Origin of the sequence: Flavobacterium sp. YO12 (assembly GCF_004119495.1) — a bacterium.
Classification (GTDB): Bacteria; Bacteroidota; Bacteroidia; order Flavobacteriales; family Flavobacteriaceae; genus Flavobacterium.
In genome coordinates, this window is the sequence record NZ_NRQU01000071.1 from 1 (window position 1) to 19,879 (window position 19,879).

Consider the following 19,879-nt stretch of genomic DNA (forward strand, 5'->3'; position numbering starts at 1 on the left):
CAGAGGTAAATAGTATTGATGCTCTTTTTAAACACTATTGGATTATTAATAATTTTAATCATTTGTATACTAATATTGGTAATAATTTTGAAAAGTCTAATTTTAAAACTTCCGAAAAACAAATTTTAACGGATGGTTCCATTAATGATTTTGCAACAGCTGGTTTTGGAAATAATATTAGTTATAAATTAAATGATGCGTATGTTGGTCTAGAGTATAAATTTAAGATAGGGAAATGGGTAAATAAGCCTGGGGTCTATTTACATTGGTATCTGTTAAATACAATTCAAAATGATGGCAATTATAATGTTTCAAAAGTATTGTTTCAGCCACAATGGAATAGTGATTATGAGTTTAATAAGTCAGAGACTTTAAGTTTTGTTTATAAATTAGAAAATAAATTTCCAGACGTAAATCAAGTAGCAAATAAGTATACTCTTGAATTTTACAATGCAGTCTATAAAGGTAATGCACTATTAGGAAACGAAAAGTATCATTCTGCGAGCTTGCGTTATTCAAAAATGAACACATACAGAGGGATTATTTGGAACGGAATGCTAAATTATTCCAAGAAAGTAAAAGTGATTCGAAATGAAACTCAATTGGATGGGATTGATCAATTCAATACTCCAATTTTAAGTGATAATCCAGAAACGAATATTGGTTTTAATGGTTTTGTCTCTAAAAGAATCTATCGATTTAATTTGAAATTAAATGCGCAGTTATCAAGGTTTGCTTACTCACAAACTTTAAATGATGTTACCACAAATAATAAAAGGAATAATCAAGATATTGGTTTGATTTTTAAAACTGCATATAAAAAATGGCCAGATTTTAGTATTGGTTATAACAAAGGCTTTAGTGATTTTTCAGGTTTAACAAAATCTAAATATGAAACAGATGCCATAACAACTACACTTGAAGTTACCTTTTTTAAATTTTGGAAGTATAAGATTGATTATGAGTGTTTAAAAAACACAAATAATGCCAAGCAGTCTAATTTTTACGATATCGCAAATACATCACTTTTTTATCAAAAGAAAAATAAACCATTAGGTTTTGAATTATCAGTTAATAATTTGTTCGATATTAAAAAGAAAAATAGCTACTCATTTTCGGACTATATGATTAGTGAACAAAATACATATATTCTGCCTCGAGCTATTTTGTTTTCGATAAACTATAAGCTTTAGTGAAAGCATTCCTGTGACAAATGTACTAGTCAAAATTAATTTAAAGTTTTCCATATTTAGTTCTTTACTAAGTTCTTCCATATTTAGTTCGTTTTATTTTAATTTCGGTATTCAGCTAAGTTAGGTTTTAATTTTAATTTTTAATAATTATTAAGGTATCCCGCACGATTGCCGATTTAGATAATTCAGAAAATATAATTTCGCAGCATATCGCCGAAGCAATTCAATATCGAAGTTTGGATCGTGAGGGATGGTTGGGGTAATTTTAGATTTCAGATTGTAATATTTTGTAGAGAAAATTTGATAAAGTTCTGCGCAATCTTGTCATTCCGAGGAACGAGGAATCTTCATAAGAAACTCGACAAAGATTGAGTCTTTTGATTGCGGAGCTACTGATGAAGATTCCTCGTTCCTCGGAATGACAAACTGAATTTTTAATTCAATTCAACTCTATAAAATCCTCAATATGTATTTCCTCCAAAAAAACAGCATCGTGCGAAACCACAATTAAAGTTCCTTTATATTCATTAATTGCGGCCGTCAAAATTTCGATATTTTGAATGTCAAGATTGTTTGTTGGTTCATCCAAAATAATAATATCTGGAGCATGATTATTAATTGTTAAACAACAAAGCATTAAGCGCATTTTTTCGCCTCCGCTTAAAACCGAGCTGGATTTATTCCAATCATTTTGTAAAAACAGAAACTTGTTGAGTTTCATTTTTATATCATGTTCCTGTAAACCCGAAATATTAAATTTTTGAGCCTGTTCGTAAACCGAAATTCCATTTTCGATAAGTGAATAATCCTGATCGATATAAATAATTTTCGAATCGGCTTTGTAGATTGTTCCTGTTTTAGGATGCAATTCACCCATGATTATTTTAATCAAAGTTGTTTTTCCAGAACCATTTAAACCTTTCAGGGCCACACGGTGACCACTTAGAATTTGGAAACTAAGCGGTTCTTTCCATAGTAAATGATCTTTGTAACTGTGGTTAATAGCAGTTGCTGAAAAAAGTGTTTTGCCTTTATGCAAATCTGTTTTGTCAAAACCAAATTTCATTTGATTAATATCAGGTAAAGAGGATCTCAATTCCTGTAATTCGGTTGATATTCCGCTAATTTTTTCAGCATGAACACCTTTCGTTTTAGCGGTACTGTTTTCGGCATTGTTGCGCAAAGTATTTATCATAATTCGAGAAACGCCAGCTTTCTTTTGCTTCTTTTCACCGCGGGAATCAAGTTTGTTTTGACGTTCGAGCGTTTCACGTTCTTTCTCTTTTGCTTTGCGTAAAGCCTTTTCTTTACCCTGAATATCTTGACTTAAAGCATTGTTTTCGATACGTTTTTGTTCAGTATAAAAATCGTAATTACCACCATAAATCGTAATTCCGTATTTTGATAATTCGTAAACCGAATTTAATACATTAAGCAGTTTTCGATCGTGACTTACAACAATCAAAGTTGAAGAAGTACTTTTTAGAAAATTGTATAGCAATTCTCTTCCCGAAACATCCAAATGATTACTTGGCTCATCAAGTAAAACCAGTTCAGGTTGATGAATTGAAATTCCAGCTAGAAAAACTTTTGTTTTTTGTCCGCCGCTCAGTGTTTCCAATTTCTGATTCCAATTTAAATCTTGCAATTGCCAATATTGTATTGCTTCATTACAGCGATCTTCAATTGTCCAGTCGTCGTTTAAAGTGCTGAGATTTTCTTCGGAAACATTTCCGTTTAGAATTTCCCGAAGCGCACTCAATTTATCTTCAACCTGCAAAGCCTGAGCAATACTAAGATGATTAAACTGTCCGAATATTTGTGGCAGATAATAAGGCTTAGAATCCGTTTTTAATATTCCGTCGGCAGGTTGTAATTCACCCGCAATAATTTTTAATAATGCTGATTTTCCAACGCCGTTGCTTCCTATTAAAGCAATTTTTTCGCGAGGATTAACTGTAAAAGTGATTTTATCAAACAGCAAATCTTTGTTTGAATGCAGATATGAGATATTTTGTAAAATAACCATAATTTCTTTCTTTAAGGAATAAACAAATGAGCAAGCCTTTTGCGGCTTACCTTAAAATTGTCCGAAAGAAATTTTTAATCACATAGAGTTTGTGCGGTTTATTTAGTGTGGCAAAGATATAAAAAATATTTTTTAAGATTTGAATTCCAGATTATTCAAATTTTAAATTGGCATTTTTAGACATTAAATAGGAAGTGAGTTTTTTTATTTTTCCATTTTCCATTTCAAAAACATCACAAAAAACGGCGTCCAGTTTGTTACCATTTTTCATATTTCCTTGAACAGCTCCTTCGGCAATTACAATGTCATTTTCTTCGATTAATTTTATAATTTGAATCGTTGGACTGCCAACAAAATTGTCATTTTCAATTTCTTTGTCAAAAGCTTCTTTACCCACATGTTGATATATTCCAGGCATTTCCCAAACTACATCATCAGTAAGACAGGCAAGAATTCTTTTATGATCGCTTACCATAAAAGCAGCCATATATTCGTTTACGGTTTGTTTATTTGGTGTCATGATTGGTTTGAGTTTTTAATAAGTGGTTGATTATTATTGGTTTATTGTCAATTGAGCTATAAAAAAATGAATTGTCTTTTTTATCATATAAGAAAGTTTGTTAAATATAGTGATTTTAAAATATGGAAACTTGTTCTAAAAATAGTTAAAGATATTATGCAGATGTTTAAGTAAGATGTTGTGTATAAATGTTGACATATTGAAAAAATAGAAGAAAAAAAGTATTTCAAATGTTAAAATTGAAAATTTAAGAAAAATAGTTTACTATCTGATATTTATCATGTTACAGAATTTAATTACCCTATAAATTTGATAGGAAATATTAAGGGAAAATATCATGAATAAATTTTTGAATTATTTATTGCCGCCACGTAAATGGGTACCCTTTGTTATAATGGCAGTTGGAATAGGAATGGGATTGTTTGCCTATTTATTATATGTTTCAAATGCGGTATCCTATCTATCCGATGAACCCAAAACATGTGTTAACTGTCATGTAATGACTCCTTTTTATGCTACTTGGCAACATAGTTCTCATGGTAAGGTTACTACCTGTAATGATTGCCACGTGCCGCAAGATAATCCTTTTAATAAATATTTTTTTAAGGCAAAAGACGGTATTTATCACGCTACAGTTTTTACATGGCGCGCAGAACCGCAAGTTATTCAAATTAAGGAAGCGGGAACAGATGTAGTTCAAAATAATTGCCAGCGTTGCCACAGCGATCTTAATGCAAACGTAAGCACAACAGGAGTGACTTTAGAAAGTAAACAGCATGGAGCGGGAAAATTGTGCTGGGATTGCCATCGTGAAGTGCCGCATGGAAGAGTAAATAGTTTGTCATCTGTTCCAAACGCAAGAGTTCCTTTGTTAGAATCGCCAATTCCAGAATGGCTGCAAAAACAAACGGATAGTACAGCTGTGTCTAAAAAGAAAACAAATCAAACCAAATAAATAATTAAAATACAAATATAATTATGGCACCACTAAAAGAAATTATAAAAAATAAACCATGGTTAGGCTGGGTAATGTTTGGCGTTACGATGCTGATTGTTTTTATGTTGGGTTTACTCGTAAACAGTGTTATGGAACGTCGCACAGAAGCTTTGTTTGTAAATAAAGTACTTACTCCTGTGGGCGAATTTGAGTCAAGAAATGAAGTTTGGGGAGAAAATTATCCTCGTGAATTTCAAACCTATTATGAAACCGCAGATACTACTTTTGTAAGTAAATACGGTGGCGGTAAAATGAGAGATATGCTGCATGAAGATCCACGCATGGTTGTACTTTGGGCAGGATATGGTTTTGCCAAAGACTACAATCAAGGACGAGGGCATTTTTATGCTTTAGAAGATATATATAATACTTTAAGAACTGGAGCACCAAAAGGTCCGCAAGATGGTCCGCAGCCTTCAAGCTGCTGGGTGTGTAAATCACCAGATGTGCCTCGTATGATGGATAAATTAGGAATTGACGAGTTTTACAAGCAGACTTGGGCGGCTTTAGGACCAGAAATTGTAAACCCAATAGGTTGTGCTGATTGTCATGATTCTAAAACCATGAATTTAAAAATTACACGTCCAGCCTTAATTGAAGCGTTTAAAGAGCAAGGAAAAGATATTACTAAGGCAACACAAAATGAAATGCGTTCGCTTGTTTGTGCTCAATGTCATGTTGAATATTACTTTGACAAAAAATCGGTAGAAGGTGCAACCAAAGTAAAATTTCCTTGGAAAAATGGTATGAAAGCTGAGGATATGGAAAAATATTATGATGATATTGAATTCTCAGACTTTACTCATGCATTAAGTAAAGCGCCAATTATAAAAGCACAGCATCCTGATTATGAAATTCATCAAATGGGAATTCATGGACAAAGAGGTGTTTCATGTGCTGATTGCCATATGCCTTATAAAAGCGAAGGCGGACAAAAGTTTACAGATCATAAAATACAATCACCGCTTAATAATGTAGCAAATTCTTGTCAGGTTTGTCATCGTGAGGAAGAAAAAACACTGATAGCAAATGTAAACGAGCGTCAGGAAAAAATTCACCAAATACGAATTGAGTTAGAGGATCAATTGGTAAAAGCTCATTTAGAGGCAAAACTTGCGTGGGATAAAGGAGCAACAGATGTACAGATGAAAAATATCCTCAAATTAATTCGTCAAGCACAATGGCGTTGGGATTTTGCGGCGGCATCACACGGAGGATCATTTCATGCTCCGTTAGAAACGGCAAGAATTATTACCAATGGTTTGAATAAAGCAGCCGAAGCAAGAATTGGTTTGAGTAAAGTACTAGCTGCATTAGGACAAACAGGACCAATACAATATCCTGATATTTCGACTAAAGAAAAAGCACAGCAGTTTATAGGCTTAGATATGAGCAAGGAAAGAGCTGACAAAGCTGAATTTAAAAAAACGGTTTTACCAAAATGGTTAGAAGAAGCAAAGAAAAAATAAAAAATATTACAGCTAAACAGTATTAAGTAACATTGAGAAAGGGTTGAGCAAATTTTGATTAATTGTGAAACCCTTTTCAAGTTACATTTTTCAAATTTCGGAGTAAAAAATGAGAATAGTTAATTTAGAAAAAGATAAAATTCCTAAAAAAAGACTCTGGCATTATCCGTGGGATTATAAGGAATCGTTTATAATAGCCGCTGGTTTATTAGTAACAGGTTATTTGCTGCAAATAACCACTAGAACTAATATAAAAGCTGTAAGTGCCCCCGTAAATTATATCATTGGAGCCTTATTTATTGTAATGTTATGTTTACTGCATTTTACTAGTAAAACACATCCTTGGGTAAAATGGCTGCGATCTGTGCCCGCCTCAGTTAGTGCGATTGGTTTAGTTTTAATTCAGGCAGTTATTATGGGAACATTGCCTCAACAAAATTTTGTCGAAGGTGTAAAACCAGATCTATTTGGTTTTTCGTTCGTGCTGAATAGCTGGCCTTTTATCATAGCACAATTGTATTTTTTGATCACTTTGGGACTTGCAACTCTTAACCGAATAGTACCGTGGCAATGGAAAAATTGGGGGTTTGTATTAAATCATTTAGGACTTTTTATTGCTATGACTGCAGGGATTTTAGGAAGTGGAGATCTGCAGCGTTATACCATGAATCTATATGAAAAACAATTAGTATGGGGTGCCGAAAATGAAAAAGGAAATAAGGTTCCGATGCCGATTGCATTTGAACTTACCAGTTTTAACATGGAAACTTTTGCTCCAAAACTGGCCTTTGCTGATATTACAAACAACAGTATTGAAACAAAAGGTATTAATGCTCTAAGAATGATTAGTAAAGGAGATGAATACAACTATAAAGGCTATAAAATTAAGATTGTTAATTACATTGAAGACAGCAAATTTACAGGGAATGGTTATTTTCATGTAAATGAAGAAGGAGCAGCACCGGCGGCTTTGATTGAAGTAAAATCGGCTGCAATTGATACTACTGCCTGGATTAGCTGCGGAAGTTTTGCAACAGAATATTCGTATTTGCAATTAACTAACAAGGAGGCAATTGTAATGTTGCAGCCTGAGGCAAAAAAATACAGTTCTTATGTTAATGTATTTGTAAAAGATGGAAAAAATGATAAAACAGTAATAGAAGTTAATAAACCTTATAAAGTTGACGGATGGAAAGTTTATCAATTAAGTTATGATGAAAAGTACGGAAAATGGTCTAAGTTAAGCGTTATCGAATTGGTTCGTGATCCTTGGCTGCCCATTGTTTATACAGGAATCTTTATGATGATAATTGGGGCTGTTTATTTAATTTTTAAAGGAAGAAGTATTGTTAAGTAATAGAAATCTTGTTTTAAGGAAAGTGTTGTATATAAATAAAAGTTTTTAAATGAATTATTGGATCTATTTTTCTCATTATGCTGTCGCAGCGACAATTTGCTGGCTGCTTTGTATGTTTTTTCAGCTGTTAAAAAGTACAAGGCAAAAAACATTTTTAATAATTACTATTGCCTCATTAGGCGGATTACTAATGTTGCTGTTTACTCTTAACTTGTGGCAGCATTTAGGACGTCCTCCAATGCGAACACTTGGAGAAACCAGACTTTGGTATGCTGTTTTTTTACCAATTATTGGAATAATAACTTATATAAGATGGCAGTATAAATGGTTATTAAATTATAGTTTGGTAATGGCTGCCATATTTTTAACCATTAATTATCTTAATCCAGATACTTACAATAAAGCTTTAATGCCAGCTTTGCAGAGTGTTTGGTTCGTACCTCATGTATTAGTGTATATTTTTTCATATGCTTTGCTTGCCGCTTCTTCTATTGCCGCTTGTTACGGTTTGTTTGAATATTATCGAGGCAATTACAAAAACACCATACTTGATCTAGCCAATAATCTTGTTTATGTAGGGTTTGGTTTTCTTTCCTTAGGGCTTCTATTTGGAGCGTTATGGGCAAAAGAAGCTTGGGGGCACTATTGGACATGGGATCCGAAAGAAACTTGGGCTATGCTGACTTGGCTAGGGTATTTAATTTATATACATATACGATATCGCTACCCAGACAGCGTTAAACCTATTTTAATAACTTTGGCGATGGCATTTATAGTTTTGCTTCTTTGCTGGTTTGGAGTTAATTATATGCCTTCAGCTGCACAAAGTGTACATACATACTCAAATACATAAATAAAGTAGAGTAGTTTATATTAATTACTGTTTTTTAGAAATATTCCAGAAACTCATTTTTCTTCGTGTAACAAAGCCTAGTTTTTCATAGAGTTTTATTGCTCGAAGATTAGTTTCAACAACGTGTAAAAACGGAATTTTGCCTTCATCAAAAATATTGTTTACAACGTGTGATGTCAATTGTTTGGCGTAACCTTTTCCAGTATGATCTGGATGTGTTATAATGGCGCTGACTTCGGTAAAGTTGTTCGTTTTCATTCGTTCGCCAGCAATGGATACCAACTTTCCACTGGAGAAAATTCCATAATAATTGCCTAATAAAAATGTATTGGTTTTAAAATATCCAGGTTGAACCAAATTTACCAATTCAAATAATTCTTCTTTATGTTTTTCGGTGAGTTTGATGATTTTATTATCAAATGTTATTTGAACTTTTTCACGAACAATCATTTGAAGACAAACGAGTTCTTTGGCAATTTTTAAAGTGTTGCCAATTTTAGGTTTTTCGCCAACAATAAAGAAATTGTCGCACAACGAAGCATATTTATCTGCTGATTCTAGAGTGCTCTCAAGTTCTAAAAATCCTCCAAACGGACAATAATCAGGATCATAAAACTTGGTTCCGTTATACTCTAAAGCAAATTTTTGATGACTTTCAGATAATGAATTCCAAACAGGATTGTCTAATTTGCTTTCTTCGTTAATTTTCATTTTTATTGTTTGCTTTGAGGATAAAAGAATTTAAAAGAATTTGAAACGGCAGGATGTAAAATTGTACCGTGATTCTCCTCTGGGAAATAATCAAAATAGACTTTTATATTTTTGCTTTGAGATGCTTTTATTTTTTCTGCCAAAAGATTAGCGTCAACTTCCATGACACGCGGAATTTCTGTAGGCGTAAGACCTTCTTTGCCTACTGCAATATAAATCTCTGTTTTTTGTTTGAAATTTTCCGAAAGAATTTCTGGATTCTGATTTAAAATAGAGCCATTATTCCACCATAAACTCGGACTTACAATTACGTATTTATTAAATAGTAATGGTTTTCTGAATAAGATTTCTGTTTCCAATAACCCGCCAAGAGATTGCCCGATAATAGTTTTTGAATTGTTGGTTTTGTATTTTTTGTCAATAAAAGGTTGTAATTCCTTTTCGATAAAAGCAATAAACTTATCCGAATGTCCTGTTGTTGGAAATCGGTTTTTATCATTTTGAACAGTTGTAGGAAAAGTAAAATCTCTTCTTCGATCTACGGTTGCAATACCTACTACAATTGATTTTGGAACTTGATTAATCCATTCAAAACTATTAAACTGTACTAAACCTGAGATATGTATAAAATCTTCATTTGCAGAACCATCCAATAAATAAATTACAGGATATTTTGTGGTGTCTTTTGCTGTGTAGCCTTCAGGAAGATAAATATTTAAAATTCGATTTTCGCCTAATTCTTTCGATTGTATTTCATCAATAACTCCAAGTACAAATGGTTTTCTGGTGTCTGTCGGTTTTGATTTGTTAGTTTGGCTAAAAAGTAAAGTGGTGCAAAATAGTAAAAAGGGAAGTGTAAAATATTTATTCATTAGTATGGTATTTTGAACTTGAAAAATACAAATTTAAATTAATACTGGGTAAGTGAAAGGAACAAGTAAATTCAAAAAATAGATCCTACTTCATTTGAAGTAGGATCTATATTATTGTGGAGCGACTTTTTTTTAGAAAAATGAATATCCTAATATTAGAGATGCCGTAGCGAATGAAGATTTCCAGGTAACGTAGTTTGAAAGAAGATTTCGACCAGTCAGATATCTAAACTCTAAACTGTATTTATCTTTAAGTTTACAACCCGCTCCAATTCCAAAACCAGTGCCAGATTTGATATCAAGAGAATTTGCTTCAGAACCATCATTTCGAGTAAATTTTATTTTGGATTGTGAGCTGAAATCAAAAACGAATGACGCATTAGCAAATATTTTGAATCCATCATTTAAGAAAAAGTAATGTCTAAGTCCTATTGGTAATTCAATTGATTTATAATCAACTTTTCCAATTACTTCTCCACCCAAATAAACGGAGCTTTCTTTTGTTTTTTCTGTTTTATAATATTGATAAGTTGGTTCAACTATTATTGACCATTTATTCTTATTGAAAGAAAAAATAAATTCAGTTTCAACGCCTAAACTTACATTTGTATTTGAATCAAATTTGATATCGAATGTGTCAGACATTGAATTGTTAGTAGAGAAAGAAGTACTGTTTAATCTCGGTCTGATAGTTAAATTAAATAAATCCTTTTTTTTCTTAGTTTCATTGCTTACAAAATTAGGATCATTGCATTTATTGTACTTGATGAAGAATTTTTCAAGAGCTTTTTTTTCGTAGGCTAAATTTTCATATTCTTTCTGAGAGATAGTTTCGCATTTAAAATCAATAAACAATTGTTCTCTAAAATAATTATTTTTGGCTATAGAATAATTACCAACTAAATACATTTTGTATACTAATTGTTTGATTTCGCTATCATTATTTTTGTAAAAAAAGCTTCTCAGATTTCCATCATCATATAAATAAAGCGTGGCGTTTCCTTCGATAAGTACTTTTAGAAATAGTTTTTCGTCATTAAATTCGGGATTTTTTTCTCTACTCATTGTTTCAATCTTTGTAGTAGAGCGATCTATTTTTACCAATGCTCTAACAAATTTTGATTGACCGTTTACTCCAAACTCTTTTATAGTTTTGATGTCGGCGGCAAGTATATTTTGGTTGCCGTCTAATTTATAGTTAAAACCAGTTGGGTTATTTTTCCAATCCTGATTTTCGATCAAACAGTTTATTTTTTGATTGTTTTCATTTATAAAATAACCATTTTCGAAAATTATTTGCGAATAAGACTGTAAGTTACATACAAGTAAGAAGATAAAAAGGATAAAAAGTTTTTTCATTTAAGTAGTAGGTTTTTAGGTTTTGATAGTTTAATTAATTGTATGAAGCAAATTTAGAATAAAAAAAAAGTTATACGATACGGGAAACCGTAAAGTACAACTTTTATATATTTGATTGAATCTGCTAGACTTTTGAAGCAAAAATTTCATCCAAGCCTTCAAGAGCAATTGTGAAACCTTCTTTGAAGCCCATTTCGATAATCTTTTCTAAATCAGATAGTTTTTCATGTTTAATGGCAATGTCAACGATTGTTGAATTTCCTTGCTCAGAAAAGTTAACGTTCCAGTCAGAACGCGGAAAATCTGCGTTTAAGTTTCCTTCGTTATCACTAAAAGCATCTAGATATTTAAAATTAGTTTTAGGCGTTATCGATGTAAAATCGGCTATTGCCCAGTGTTCTTCGCCTTCTGGTCCTACCATAGCATAAAGCCTGCGGCCGCCTTCTTTAAATTCCATGCTTTTTGTTCTGGCTTTCCAAGGAGCTGGCGCCCACCATTGATCTAGGATTTCTGGTTCTGTCCATGCCGACCACACATTTGCTAGAGAAGCATTAAATTCACGTTTTACATTTACGGTACTATTTTCTTTGTCTACAGTAAAATTCATTAAAAGATTCGATTTCATTTTCTTTAGATTTTAGATTTATTACTATTTTTATTGACTTTGTTTTTATTTTTGTGCTTCGAAGATTTTGTCCAAACTTTGCATAGTGGCCGTAATTCCTTCTTTGAAACCCATTTCGATTATTTTTTCTAATTCTTCCAGACTATCTCGTGTAATTGCAATATCAACAACCGTCAGATTCCCTTTTTCAGAAAACGTTAAATCCCAATATGAGCTTCCAAAAGCTGAATTTGAGTTTCCATCAGCATCACAAAAAGTAGAAGAATATTTAAAGTTTGTTTTTGGAGAAATAGAAGTATAATCAAAAGAACTCCATCGTTCTTCGCCTTCCAGACCAACCATAGCATACAGTCTTCGTCCGCCCTCTTTAAAATCCATACTTTTTGTTTTTGATTTAAAGGGAGCCGGCGCCCACCATTGATCTAGAATTTCGGGCTCGGTCCATGCCGACCAAACGTTTGATAAAGGAGCATTAAATTCACGTTTTATGTTTACCGTTTTATTCTCTTTATCTACAGTAAAGCTCATTGCTAAATTAGATTCCATTTTCTTTAGATTTTAAGTTCATTAATACTTGATCTAATTGACTGAAACGGCTTTCCCATATTTGTTTAAATTGCTCCAGCCATTGATCAATTTCTTTCATTTTGTCAATTTTGAGTTGATAATAGATTTCTCTTCCCATTTTGGTTTCATTCAACAATTCACATTCATTAAGAATTTTAATGTGTTTAGAAACTGCTTGTCTTGTTGTATTAAATTGTTCTGCAATTGTATTAGGCGTTAATGCATTAGAAGCAATTAAAACCAGAATTGCTCTTCGGGTTGGGTCAGCAATGGCTTGAAAAATATCTCGTTTCATTTTTTAATTATTTAAATAAGCAACTAATCACTTGTAAATATACGCAACTTTTTGGTTGCGCAAGGTGAAATTTGATTTTTTTTATATAATAACAGTGAAATGCAATAAAAAGAAGAGAAGAATGTGGAGAAAGATTATGCTGTAAAACAAGCAGAGGCTCACTGTATTAAGTGAGCCTCTGTTTAAATTTAGACGTAATGCTTTTATAAAACTATAAAATTATTCTTGCTGAATCCATTTGTATTTTCCGTTTTCCAAATAAATTATTCCACCGCCGCAGCTTTCTTCGGCGTGAATAAATATTCCGTCATTTTGCAGTTTTATTTTATCTTCTTCTTTGATTTCTTCATCTGCAAGTATATCTCCATTTTCGCCTACATTATCCCAGTATAATTCATTTTTGGGTGCTTTTTCAAATATTCCAGCCCAGTCGATCTCATCAAAACCTTGATCTAAAATGTCATTTCCCATACCAAAATAATCGGTTTTATTTCCGTTCCCGAAAATGATTCTCAAACCGCTTTTTCCATTTTTAGTACTCCTTACAATTTCAACAGTTTCATTTAATCCGTCTCCATCAAGATCACATAAAATTTTATTTGTCTTATGTTTTTTCGATAATACGATTGTATCTGCAGTATTTTTGGTTTCTGTTTTTTCCGTTTTTTGCAGTGTATCTTTTTTTGCAGTTACAATTGAATCAGCTGGTTGTTTATCTTCCTTTTTGCAAGCGATAAAAAGGAGTGTGGTGATAATTAAAATTCTAAATTTCATGTTTTGTTTATTAACTACTTCTATTTTAAGTTAAATGGGATTATTATCTGAATTTATTTCGAACAATAATATCTTTAATTTTTGCTTTCAAATCTTCGCCGGTATCATAAACCATTTGTTCGTTGTTAGGAAAAGGAACCGCGCGTTTTGTAAAATAACTAATGTAGTTATCGTCGCAGGCATTTCTGTCACCTTTGTAAGTCGAATAAATATTCTCAAAGAAATATTCGCTGGTTACAGGAAATGACTGAAGTAATTGATTTGTTCTTACATCAACATAATCTACAACTGCAGTAACTTGACAAGATTTAAATTGCCTAAATTCATAAACATTTGCGCGAAGCATTCTGTAATTATCGACTTTTATTTCCTTACCCAAACTGTCTTTTACAGGTCTTCCTCGACTGTCTAAAAGTGTTTTCATGCCATCTTTAATCTGTCTTTCTTTTATAAATTCTTTCTCCTTCATTTGTTCGGGCGAAATATTTATTTGTCTAAAATTGATTATTAAGCTGTAATCGTAAGTAACATTTTTTTGTCGGGCGCTGTGGTAAACCGTCCATTTATCATTTAATCCATAGGTTTTAAAATCCAATAAATCGTCTTGAAGCATTTTCGGAATCACCATATTGGTTTGATTTTTAGCATAAACATCTACAAAATCAGTTCCTTTAAACAGTGCGTCTTCCATTAGTTTTTTTGCATTCTTATAGTTTGGACTAATGTTTTCTAAATACGTTAAATCGTCATAGGCTTTTCTATAATCAAGTTTATTGTTTGATTTTAAAAGAGTCAAAGCATTTTCGTATAAATATCTGGTAAGAGCAATTTTACTGCTTATAATTTGGTTTGAATAATTGTCAAAAGTAAAAGAAGCATTTTTTCCCTGTTTTAATAGCGGCAGAGGCAATAATGGTCTTATTTTTTCCTGACGGTTATTCAATTGTAAATAGGTGTTGTAAACACGTTCAGCATTTGTAGGAGTAGCTTCTTTAATCATTAAATCAAGATCACGAAGATCTCTTTCTTTTGCTTTTGCAAAAGCTTCTTCAAGTAAATACACATAATCTTGTTTTCCTTTTGAATCTTTTTTAGTTCTTAAAGCTTCAACTGCGCGATCAATAGCACCGTCATAATTACCATCGCTTATTAAAGCCTGAGTTGTTTTTACGCCGCACGATGAGAGAATCAGAAAGAATATAGAGAATAATAAAGTAGTTTTTTGCATAGTAATTTTTTGAAGTTGCAAATATATTTCATTTAACTTTCAACAACTATGCCTTTTTTTAATTTATTTTAAGGAGTAGAAATTTATGTTTTCAAAAGAACCTTTAGTCCTGCTTTCGCCTTTATCTCTGCGAGGATATCGGCTTTATCGGGGCTGGACTAGAACGTTTAGTTTTTTATAAATCTTATTTTGTCAGCAGTTTTTTAATCAAAACAATCTGTCCTAAATGGTAATAACTATGTTCGATCATAGCATCAATATTTCTTCTGTACGTTCCGTATTTTTCATCAGCAAAAAACTGGTCTAATTTTTCATCAGACATTTGTTCGACAAAAGAGGCAAATTCTTCAGAAGAACTCCAAAATTTCTCTAGAAAAAATTCCCAGTCTTCAGGAGAAGAAATAGGAGGAAAGTCAAAGCTGAATTTATCTTTTATGTCTAGAGTTCCACCTTTAAAAACAGTATTAATTCCGTCAGTATAATAATGTATGTGCTGCGCCAGAATTGCTATTGTATTTAAGTTTTGAATAGGAGTAACGGCAGTTTTCCAATCTAGTTTTTCGAGTTGGTCTTTGTAATTGGTATTTGCAACCCAAGTTCCGTTAAGGATAATTTCTCTAAAACGATTGGCAATTTCTAATGCATTTTTCACATTTAAATAATTTAGAAGTTGATATTCTTTTATTGCATATTATTCTTATTGGAGCTATAGAAAATGTTTGTTGTTTGGCAAGAAATAAAGTTTTGTTCTAGCGGTTTTTATTTGCTTGCCATGTGAAGTGCAATTCGATTTCCTTCGCAGTCTTTAAATTCTGCAACCCAACCAAATTCTCCATTTGATGTTACAGGAAATAAAATTTCGGCACCATTTTTTACGGCTAAATCTAAAGTTTCATTGATATTATTTGTTGCAAAATATATCAGAGTTCCATTTATTGTAGGATTGTATATTTCGCCTTGCGCCAATGCTCCCGAAATTCCGCTTTCATTTTCTGAAATAGGAAAAAAAGCCATTTCGTTTCCATGAATGACATCTCGTTCAAAATCAAAATTAAATACAGCCGAATAAAATTGTATTGCTCTTTCGATATAGAGTACCGGAATTTCAAAATAAACAACTGGATTTGATTTGTTTATCATGATTTTCTAATTTTTATCTGATACACAATTTCCCAAAAAATAATAGATAAAAGAGCATTTGTAAATATGGCTGTTTTAACTAAGTAAGGATCGTAATTTGAAAGTAAATGCAAATTGGCAAACTGCACCGCCAAAAATAATGCTAAGGAAGCAATGGCAATAGAACAAATTATATTTAAAGTTGGTTTCCATTTTAATCCTAAAAAAGCATAAATAATATTTAAAACTGCAAAACCGCAGCCCATAGTTATATAAGGATCAGTTTTTAATATCTCGCCAAGTGATAGAAAAAAATGAGTTGAGGTAAGATATAAAAAGAATAAAATGGAATAAAGCAGGATTCGTATTTGTAGTTTCATTTTTGTTGTTTTTTAGCGAGTAAAATTAATCATTTAAAATGAAGCTTTGATTAGGATTTTATTGTAAAAGTGTTTCTACTTTAGTTTCAGATTTTTCTTTTGGCGGACTGTCTGAATGCAAACTCCAAATAACTAGAAATTTTCCTTTTGCGAGATATTCTTCTGGATGTTCTTTAGTTGGCTGGCCATCTTTTGTTTAGTTCTATTGAATTTTACTGCAGGAGTAAAATGGTTGTGTTATTCATCATCTTTGAGATACCTGCTGTCAAAATAAATCTTGTATTCCATTGTATTTTTTTCTTTGTAAGGTTCTCCAGTTTTTTTGTCTTTCATTTCAACAAAAAAATCTTCGCTTAAAAAATCGACACAGCCATAAATATGTTTACGATCAGATTTATTGTTGGGCAATCTGTTGAGAACAAGTTTTGAAGTCCTTGTATAAACGAGTATTTCGCTTTTAGCATCTACCTGGTCTCTACTTGTAAAATAAGAGGGATAACCCCAAAACTTGCGCAATTTTATTTCTGCAGTTTTATTTGGAAATACTTTTGCAACGAAACCGTAAACCTGAAATCTACTGCCAAAACCACCTTTAATAATAAGTGTGTCATTTTCGTAATAATGATTGCACATAAAATCTTTTTTTGTAAAATCATTTTTTAGATGATCATAAAATATAGTGTCTTCAACCATATTTTTTCCTCTATAAACTGTTCCATAAATCGAATCTATCGCATATTGTGATCCGTTGTTTGTTGTATTTATATTTTCAAGAGCCAACGCTTTTATTTTTGGGTCTAAAATTATTTTGATTGTTTTTTGAGAATAAATAAAACTTACTGATAAGACAAAAAATAATGTGAGTAGATTTAATTTCATAGGTTTAAAGTTTGGATTGAAATTTTGGTTGTGCACAAAAAAAGCACAAAATAAAAAGATATTTGTGCTTTCATAAAATGTATTGTTGAGGAATTATTTTCCTTTTAGTAATTTTTCTAAATATTCGTTTTTGTCTTTTTCAGCCTGAACCAAACGTTCGTAAAGCTTTTTGTTTTCTTCATAAGATTCAATCAATTTATCTATTGGATTGAATGTTGGATGATATTGAAAAAGAGCAGCATTATCATGATTATTAACTGTATTTCCAATAATATTAAATACAGCTTCGTCAGTATAATTTTTTATAGCTTCTGCCGAAACGCCTAAAATTTCTGCAATTGCATCTAGTTTTTCTTCGTCAATGGTTTCACTTCCTTCAATATTTGATACAGTTTGCTGAGTAACACCAATTGCAAAAGCGAGTGCCTCTTGTTTCATACCTCTAAGCTCTCTAATTCGGCTTATGTTTCTTCCAATATGTTTTGGTTTTGCTGTTGTAGTCATAGCTCAAAGATATTTAAAAATTATTAGATTTTTTTTGATCGTTGTAAAAAACAAAAATACTTTGTAAGATACAATTAGCATTTGTCAATTACCCGAAAATCTATTGATTACTTGCGAGGAGTAAAAATACAATTTTTCTTACTTTAAAATTATGGAATTATAAAATAAAATAATGCTTAAAAATACACACAAGAAATCAAATGTCAATGAAAAAAAATGAAATGGAAAATGAAGAGAAATTTAAAAAATTAATGCGTTATTATTTTGAAACTCTAAAATCGGCTAATAAAGAAAATGAGCAGTATGTTGCTAAAGTTACGTTTTCAAGTTACTATGAGCTTGGCTGCGCTATTAACGAAATGCTGAAACTTTGTATTTTAGGTGTGGATAACGACGTACATAAAATTTCAGAAACAGATATAAGAACAACTATAAATTTGTCTTTAATTTTAGAAGTTGTGCACCAGCTTTTTCCTCTCGATGCTTTTGAATTTCTAGATGAAATCGATGATATGTTTCTTAAAAAAGTTTAAAATATAAAAGAGTAATATCTGTTTTGTTCTGATACGGATTGCAAATCCGCGTTATCAGAAAAGACTTAATTAGCTGGATGAGAAAATGATAAAGAAGCTTAAGGCTTTAGCTAAATTGTAGATAATTTGGCTAAAGCCTTTTCTCATCTTGACATATTCCTCCAGTTAAAACTGGAGGCAACTTATAAAAAACGTTGTGTTCTTTTTGCTTGGTAGCGCGAGCGTCTCGCTCGTGCTCGTAACGTTTTATGCTACAGATTTTTTTAGCTTGTATTCACGAGCGAGACGCTCGCTCTAGCGGGGGAATATTATAAATATTTTCTATTTAAGATGTTCAAATAAGTTTAATTTCGTCTCCAATTTTGGACTATGGTCAAAAGAATTTTGCATAAATAAAAATTTAAACTCAGCTAGCTTTATTTGTGGGATTGTATCAAAAAGTGATTTAGACATTGACCAAAATTCTAATCTTAAGGTTACTAAATCGCTTAATTCTTTGAAAATTTTATTTTTGTCTTCTGATTTTAATTTGTTTATTAGATTAATTGTCCAATTACAAGGATAATTTTTATGATAACCTATTATAGCAAAACTTTCGTTCCCTTTTGGAAAAATATTAATGAAGGATGTAGACATGGTGGGTTTTTCACGTCTCCATTTTTCATAATCTAGATCATTAGGAATTTCTAATTCGCCAATGTTTAATGGAACAGAAATACATAATTCAATTTTTGGAATTTTTATTGTTTCAAAGTAAAATGAATCTGTATTTTGAGAATTTATAGTTTTTTCTAATTCAGTTTTAAATAAGTTGAGATTTTTGATTCCATCGCTATATCCATCAAGTAATGATTCTATTAATGGCAAAAAATGTGCTGGAAAATGAGACTTTAATTCTAACATCCATTCGGTTGCAATTTCTTTTCGTCTAATTTCTTGACATAACCCGCGATAACAAAAAAGAGCTTGTTGATTTTTATCATTAAAATCTAATGTCGATTCTGTTTCTATTTTTTTAAACATTTCTGAATCATGAGTGCTACAAAAGCCTTGAAAAGTATAAACATCGTTTATTCCAACTAATTTAAAATCTAATGGTCCTTTACTGGACATCTCAAATGGATTTACAGGAGCCATTTGAATTAAATGATTTTTATCAGATATCTCTCTAAGTATGCCGTTTTTTTGAAGAACATGGGATTTTATAGCAGTATTTGTACAATTATTGAACATACAATAGCGCATCTTCTTTTCAGATTTTTTTCGTGCTTCTAAAACGGCTTTTTTCATCAGTTTAAATATATTAATTAGATCTTAGTATATTATCCAGCCAACTTAAACATTCGTCTCCTGACCAATTAGTTTTTCTGATAGTGATTTACTAAATTGTATTTATGACTATAAATGCTTACACATACCGGCAGTTAAAAAGGTTAACCTAGTCCAATTTCATAAAGACTTAAACCAGACCATCTATTCTGATATATGTTGAAATTATTTCTTGTTTTAATTCTATAAATTTCACTTATAAATGCTGGTATAACTTCTTCATATAAAATTGTATTACTAAAAATAGATAAACTATTAAGACCGTAAAGTAAACTAGATTTCATTT

Annotated in this window: 22 protein-coding genes and 2 pseudogenes; 7 read left to right on the forward strand and 17 right to left on the reverse strand. The window is 31.5% G+C overall.

Features of this window, described 5'->3' with window-relative positions; genetic code table 11:
• Together BOW55_RS20885 and BOW55_RS17815 are read left to right on the forward strand one after the other, a co-directional pair.
• Positions 1 to 1,193: pseudogene (locus tag BOW55_RS20885) on the forward strand (hypothetical protein); the annotation flags it as partial.
• A gap of 146 nt (positions 1,194 to 1,339) precedes the next feature.
• Positions 1,340 to 1,456 (forward strand): annotated as a pseudogene (locus BOW55_RS17815) (ATP-binding protein); the annotation flags it as partial.
• 176 nt (positions 1,457 to 1,632) lie between these two features.
• Here the strand turns inward: BOW55_RS17815 and BOW55_RS17820 are convergent.
• Entirely contained in the window at positions 1,633 to 3,222 is a 1,590-nt protein-coding gene (locus tag BOW55_RS17820; RefSeq protein WP_129025481.1) for an ABC-F family ATP-binding cassette domain-containing protein, read from the reverse strand.
• A gap of 151 nt (positions 3,223 to 3,373) precedes the next feature.
• Positions 3,374 to 3,742 carry a nuclear transport factor 2 family protein gene (locus BOW55_RS17825; protein ID WP_129025484.1) on the reverse strand — a complete coding sequence of 123 codons (369 nt, stop codon included), beginning with the start codon at positions 3,740 to 3,742 and terminating at the stop codon, positions 3,374 to 3,376.
• Positions 3,743 to 4,079: 337 nt separating this feature from the next.
• Here BOW55_RS17825 and nrfH point away from each other — a divergent pair, with 337 nt between their 5' ends.
• The 4 genes from nrfH to BOW55_RS17845 all read left to right on the forward strand — a co-directional run bounded on the left by nrfH (position 4,080) and on the right by BOW55_RS17845 (position 8,418).
• On the forward strand, positions 4,080 to 4,697 hold the full coding sequence (gene nrfH / locus BOW55_RS17830; RefSeq protein ID WP_129025486.1) for a cytochrome c nitrite reductase small subunit: 618 nt from the start codon (positions 4,080 to 4,082) through the stop codon (positions 4,695 to 4,697).
• A gap of 44 nt (positions 4,698 to 4,741) precedes the next feature.
• Complete coding sequence (gene nrfA / locus BOW55_RS17835; protein WP_206733621.1) at positions 4,742 to 6,208, forward strand: ammonia-forming cytochrome c nitrite reductase; 1,467 nt, start codon at positions 4,742 to 4,744, stop codon at positions 6,206 to 6,208.
• Between the two features lie 109 nt (positions 6,209 to 6,317).
• On the forward strand, positions 6,318 to 7,565 hold the full coding sequence (locus BOW55_RS17840) for a cytochrome c biogenesis protein ResB (RefSeq protein ID WP_129025490.1): 1,248 nt from the start codon (positions 6,318 to 6,320) through the stop codon (positions 7,563 to 7,565).
• 49 nt (positions 7,566 to 7,614) lie between these two features.
• On the forward strand, positions 7,615 to 8,418 hold the full coding sequence (locus BOW55_RS17845; RefSeq protein WP_129025492.1) for a cytochrome c biogenesis protein: 804 nt from the start codon (positions 7,615 to 7,617) through the stop codon (positions 8,416 to 8,418).
• Positions 8,419 to 8,442: 24 nt separating this feature from the next.
• Here BOW55_RS17845 and BOW55_RS17850 read toward each other — a convergent pair whose 3' ends face one another.
• From BOW55_RS17850 to BOW55_RS17910, 13 genes are all read right to left on the reverse strand, one after another.
• A complete protein-coding gene (locus BOW55_RS17850) occupies positions 8,443 to 9,129 on the reverse strand; it encodes a GNAT family N-acetyltransferase (RefSeq protein WP_129025496.1) in 687 nt (228 codons plus the stop codon).
• A 2-nt stretch (positions 9,130 to 9,131) separates the two neighbouring features.
• Entirely contained in the window at positions 9,132 to 10,001 is an 870-nt protein-coding gene (locus BOW55_RS17855; RefSeq protein WP_129025499.1) for an alpha/beta hydrolase, read from the reverse strand.
• A 132-nt stretch (positions 10,002 to 10,133) separates the two neighbouring features.
• The gene (locus tag BOW55_RS17860) at positions 10,134 to 11,360 is read right to left on the reverse strand and encodes an outer membrane beta-barrel protein (protein ID WP_129025503.1); all 1,227 of its coding nucleotides are present in this window, start codon (positions 11,358 to 11,360) and stop codon (positions 10,134 to 10,136) included.
• Between the two features lie 124 nt (positions 11,361 to 11,484).
• The gene (locus BOW55_RS17865; protein ID WP_129025505.1) at positions 11,485 to 11,985 is read right to left on the reverse strand and encodes an SRPBCC domain-containing protein; all 501 of its coding nucleotides are present in this window, start codon (positions 11,983 to 11,985) and stop codon (positions 11,485 to 11,487) included.
• Positions 11,986 to 12,030: 45 nt separating this feature from the next.
• Positions 12,031 to 12,531 (reverse strand): SRPBCC domain-containing protein, encoded by a 501-nt coding sequence (locus BOW55_RS17870; RefSeq protein ID WP_129025507.1) that lies wholly within the window; start codon positions 12,529 to 12,531, stop codon positions 12,031 to 12,033.
• Positions 12,521 to 12,847 (reverse strand): helix-turn-helix transcriptional regulator, encoded by a 327-nt coding sequence (locus BOW55_RS17875; protein ID WP_129025509.1) that lies wholly within the window; start codon positions 12,845 to 12,847, stop codon positions 12,521 to 12,523. Before BOW55_RS17875 ends, BOW55_RS17870 begins: the two co-directional genes overlap by 11 nt.
• 219 nt (positions 12,848 to 13,066) lie before the next feature.
• Positions 13,067 to 13,621, reverse strand: a complete 555-nt coding sequence (locus BOW55_RS17880; protein WP_129025511.1) for a hypothetical protein — start codon at positions 13,619 to 13,621, stop codon at positions 13,067 to 13,069.
• Positions 13,622 to 13,664: 43 nt separating this feature from the next.
• The gene (locus BOW55_RS17885) at positions 13,665 to 14,849 is read right to left on the reverse strand and encodes a hypothetical protein (protein WP_129025514.1); all 1,185 of its coding nucleotides are present in this window, start codon (positions 14,847 to 14,849) and stop codon (positions 13,665 to 13,667) included.
• A 184-nt stretch (positions 14,850 to 15,033) separates the two neighbouring features.
• Positions 15,034 to 15,501, reverse strand: coding sequence for a DUF1572 domain-containing protein (locus BOW55_RS17890; RefSeq protein WP_129025517.1), 468 nt, complete (start codon positions 15,499 to 15,501; stop codon positions 15,034 to 15,036).
• A gap of 107 nt (positions 15,502 to 15,608) precedes the next feature.
• The gene (locus BOW55_RS17895; protein WP_129025519.1) at positions 15,609 to 15,989 is read right to left on the reverse strand and encodes a VOC family protein; all 381 of its coding nucleotides are present in this window, start codon (positions 15,987 to 15,989) and stop codon (positions 15,609 to 15,611) included.
• Complete coding sequence (locus BOW55_RS17900) at positions 15,986 to 16,348, reverse strand: hypothetical protein (RefSeq protein ID WP_129025523.1); 363 nt, start codon at positions 16,346 to 16,348, stop codon at positions 15,986 to 15,988. Before BOW55_RS17900 ends, BOW55_RS17895 begins: the two co-directional genes overlap by 4 nt.
• A 237-nt stretch (positions 16,349 to 16,585) precedes the next feature.
• Positions 16,586 to 17,227 (reverse strand): hypothetical protein, encoded by a 642-nt coding sequence (locus tag BOW55_RS17905; RefSeq protein WP_129025525.1) that lies wholly within the window; start codon positions 17,225 to 17,227, stop codon positions 16,586 to 16,588.
• A gap of 93 nt (positions 17,228 to 17,320) precedes the next feature.
• Positions 17,321 to 17,731, reverse strand: a complete 411-nt coding sequence (locus BOW55_RS17910) for a helix-turn-helix domain-containing protein (protein WP_129025527.1) — start codon at positions 17,729 to 17,731, stop codon at positions 17,321 to 17,323.
• Positions 17,732 to 17,937: 206 nt separating this feature from the next.
• Here BOW55_RS17910 and BOW55_RS17915 point away from each other — a divergent pair, with 206 nt between their 5' ends.
• Positions 17,938 to 18,264 carry a hypothetical protein gene (locus BOW55_RS17915; protein ID WP_129025529.1) on the forward strand — a complete coding sequence of 109 codons (327 nt, stop codon included), beginning with the start codon at positions 17,938 to 17,940 and terminating at the stop codon, positions 18,262 to 18,264.
• A gap of 321 nt (positions 18,265 to 18,585) precedes the next feature.
• Here the strand turns inward: BOW55_RS17915 and BOW55_RS17920 are convergent, their stop codons facing one another.
• Both BOW55_RS17920 and BOW55_RS21070 read right to left on the reverse strand, forming a co-directional pair.
• Complete coding sequence (locus BOW55_RS17920; protein WP_129025531.1) at positions 18,586 to 19,554, reverse strand: hypothetical protein; 969 nt, start codon at positions 19,552 to 19,554, stop codon at positions 18,586 to 18,588.
• A gap of 143 nt (positions 19,555 to 19,697) precedes the next feature.
• Positions 19,698 to 19,879 (reverse strand): hypothetical protein (locus tag BOW55_RS21070; RefSeq protein WP_206733620.1); only part of this gene is annotated, 182 nt, incomplete at its 5' end.

Excerpts from the sequence above, each read along its gene's own strand:
- BOW55_RS17870 (WP_129025507.1), bottom strand. The coding sequence starts at position 12,531 with ATGGAATCTAATTTAGCAATGAGCTTTACTGTAGATAAAGAGAATAAA.
- BOW55_RS17905 (WP_129025525.1), bottom strand. The coding sequence starts at position 17,227 with ATGAAATTAAATCTACTCACATTATTTTTTGTCTTATCAGTAAGTTTT.
- BOW55_RS17915 (WP_129025529.1), top strand. The coding sequence starts at position 17,938 with ATGAAAAAAAATGAAATGGAAAATGAAGAGAAATTTAAAAAATTAATG.
- BOW55_RS17875 (WP_129025509.1), bottom strand. The coding sequence starts at position 12,847 with ATGAAACGAGATATTTTTCAAGCCATTGCTGACCCAACCCGAAGAGCA.
- nrfH (WP_129025486.1), top strand. The coding sequence starts at position 4,080 with ATGAATAAATTTTTGAATTATTTATTGCCGCCACGTAAATGGGTACCC.
- BOW55_RS17840 (WP_129025490.1), top strand. The coding sequence starts at position 6,318 with ATGAGAATAGTTAATTTAGAAAAAGATAAAATTCCTAAAAAAAGACTC.
- BOW55_RS17910 (WP_129025527.1), bottom strand. The coding sequence starts at position 17,731 with ATGACTACAACAGCAAAACCAAAACATATTGGAAGAAACATAAGCCGA.
- BOW55_RS17920 (WP_129025531.1), bottom strand. The coding sequence starts at position 19,554 with ATGAAAAAAGCCGTTTTAGAAGCACGAAAAAAATCTGAAAAGAAGATG.
- BOW55_RS17865 (WP_129025505.1), bottom strand. The coding sequence starts at position 11,985 with ATGAAATCGAATCTTTTAATGAATTTTACTGTAGACAAAGAAAATAGT.
- BOW55_RS17895 (WP_129025519.1), bottom strand. The coding sequence starts at position 15,989 with ATGATAAACAAATCAAATCCAGTTGTTTATTTTGAAATTCCGGTACTC.
- BOW55_RS17855 (WP_129025499.1), bottom strand. The coding sequence starts at position 10,001 with ATGAATAAATATTTTACACTTCCCTTTTTACTATTTTGCACCACTTTA.
- BOW55_RS17880 (WP_129025511.1), bottom strand. The coding sequence starts at position 13,621 with ATGAAATTTAGAATTTTAATTATCACCACACTCCTTTTTATCGCTTGC.
- BOW55_RS17820 (WP_129025481.1), bottom strand. The coding sequence starts at position 3,222 with ATGGTTATTTTACAAAATATCTCATATCTGCATTCAAACAAAGATTTG.
- BOW55_RS17900 (WP_129025523.1), bottom strand. The coding sequence starts at position 16,348 with ATGAAACTACAAATACGAATCCTGCTTTATTCCATTTTATTCTTTTTA.
- BOW55_RS17860 (WP_129025503.1), bottom strand. The coding sequence starts at position 11,360 with ATGAAAAAACTTTTTATCCTTTTTATCTTCTTACTTGTATGTAACTTA.
- BOW55_RS17845 (WP_129025492.1), top strand. The coding sequence starts at position 7,615 with ATGAATTATTGGATCTATTTTTCTCATTATGCTGTCGCAGCGACAATT.
- BOW55_RS17885 (WP_129025514.1), bottom strand. The coding sequence starts at position 14,849 with ATGCAAAAAACTACTTTATTATTCTCTATATTCTTTCTGATTCTCTCA.
- BOW55_RS17825 (WP_129025484.1), bottom strand. The coding sequence starts at position 3,742 with ATGACACCAAATAAACAAACCGTAAACGAATATATGGCTGCTTTTATG.
- BOW55_RS17850 (WP_129025496.1), bottom strand. The coding sequence starts at position 9,129 with ATGAAAATTAACGAAGAAAGCAAATTAGACAATCCTGTTTGGAATTCA.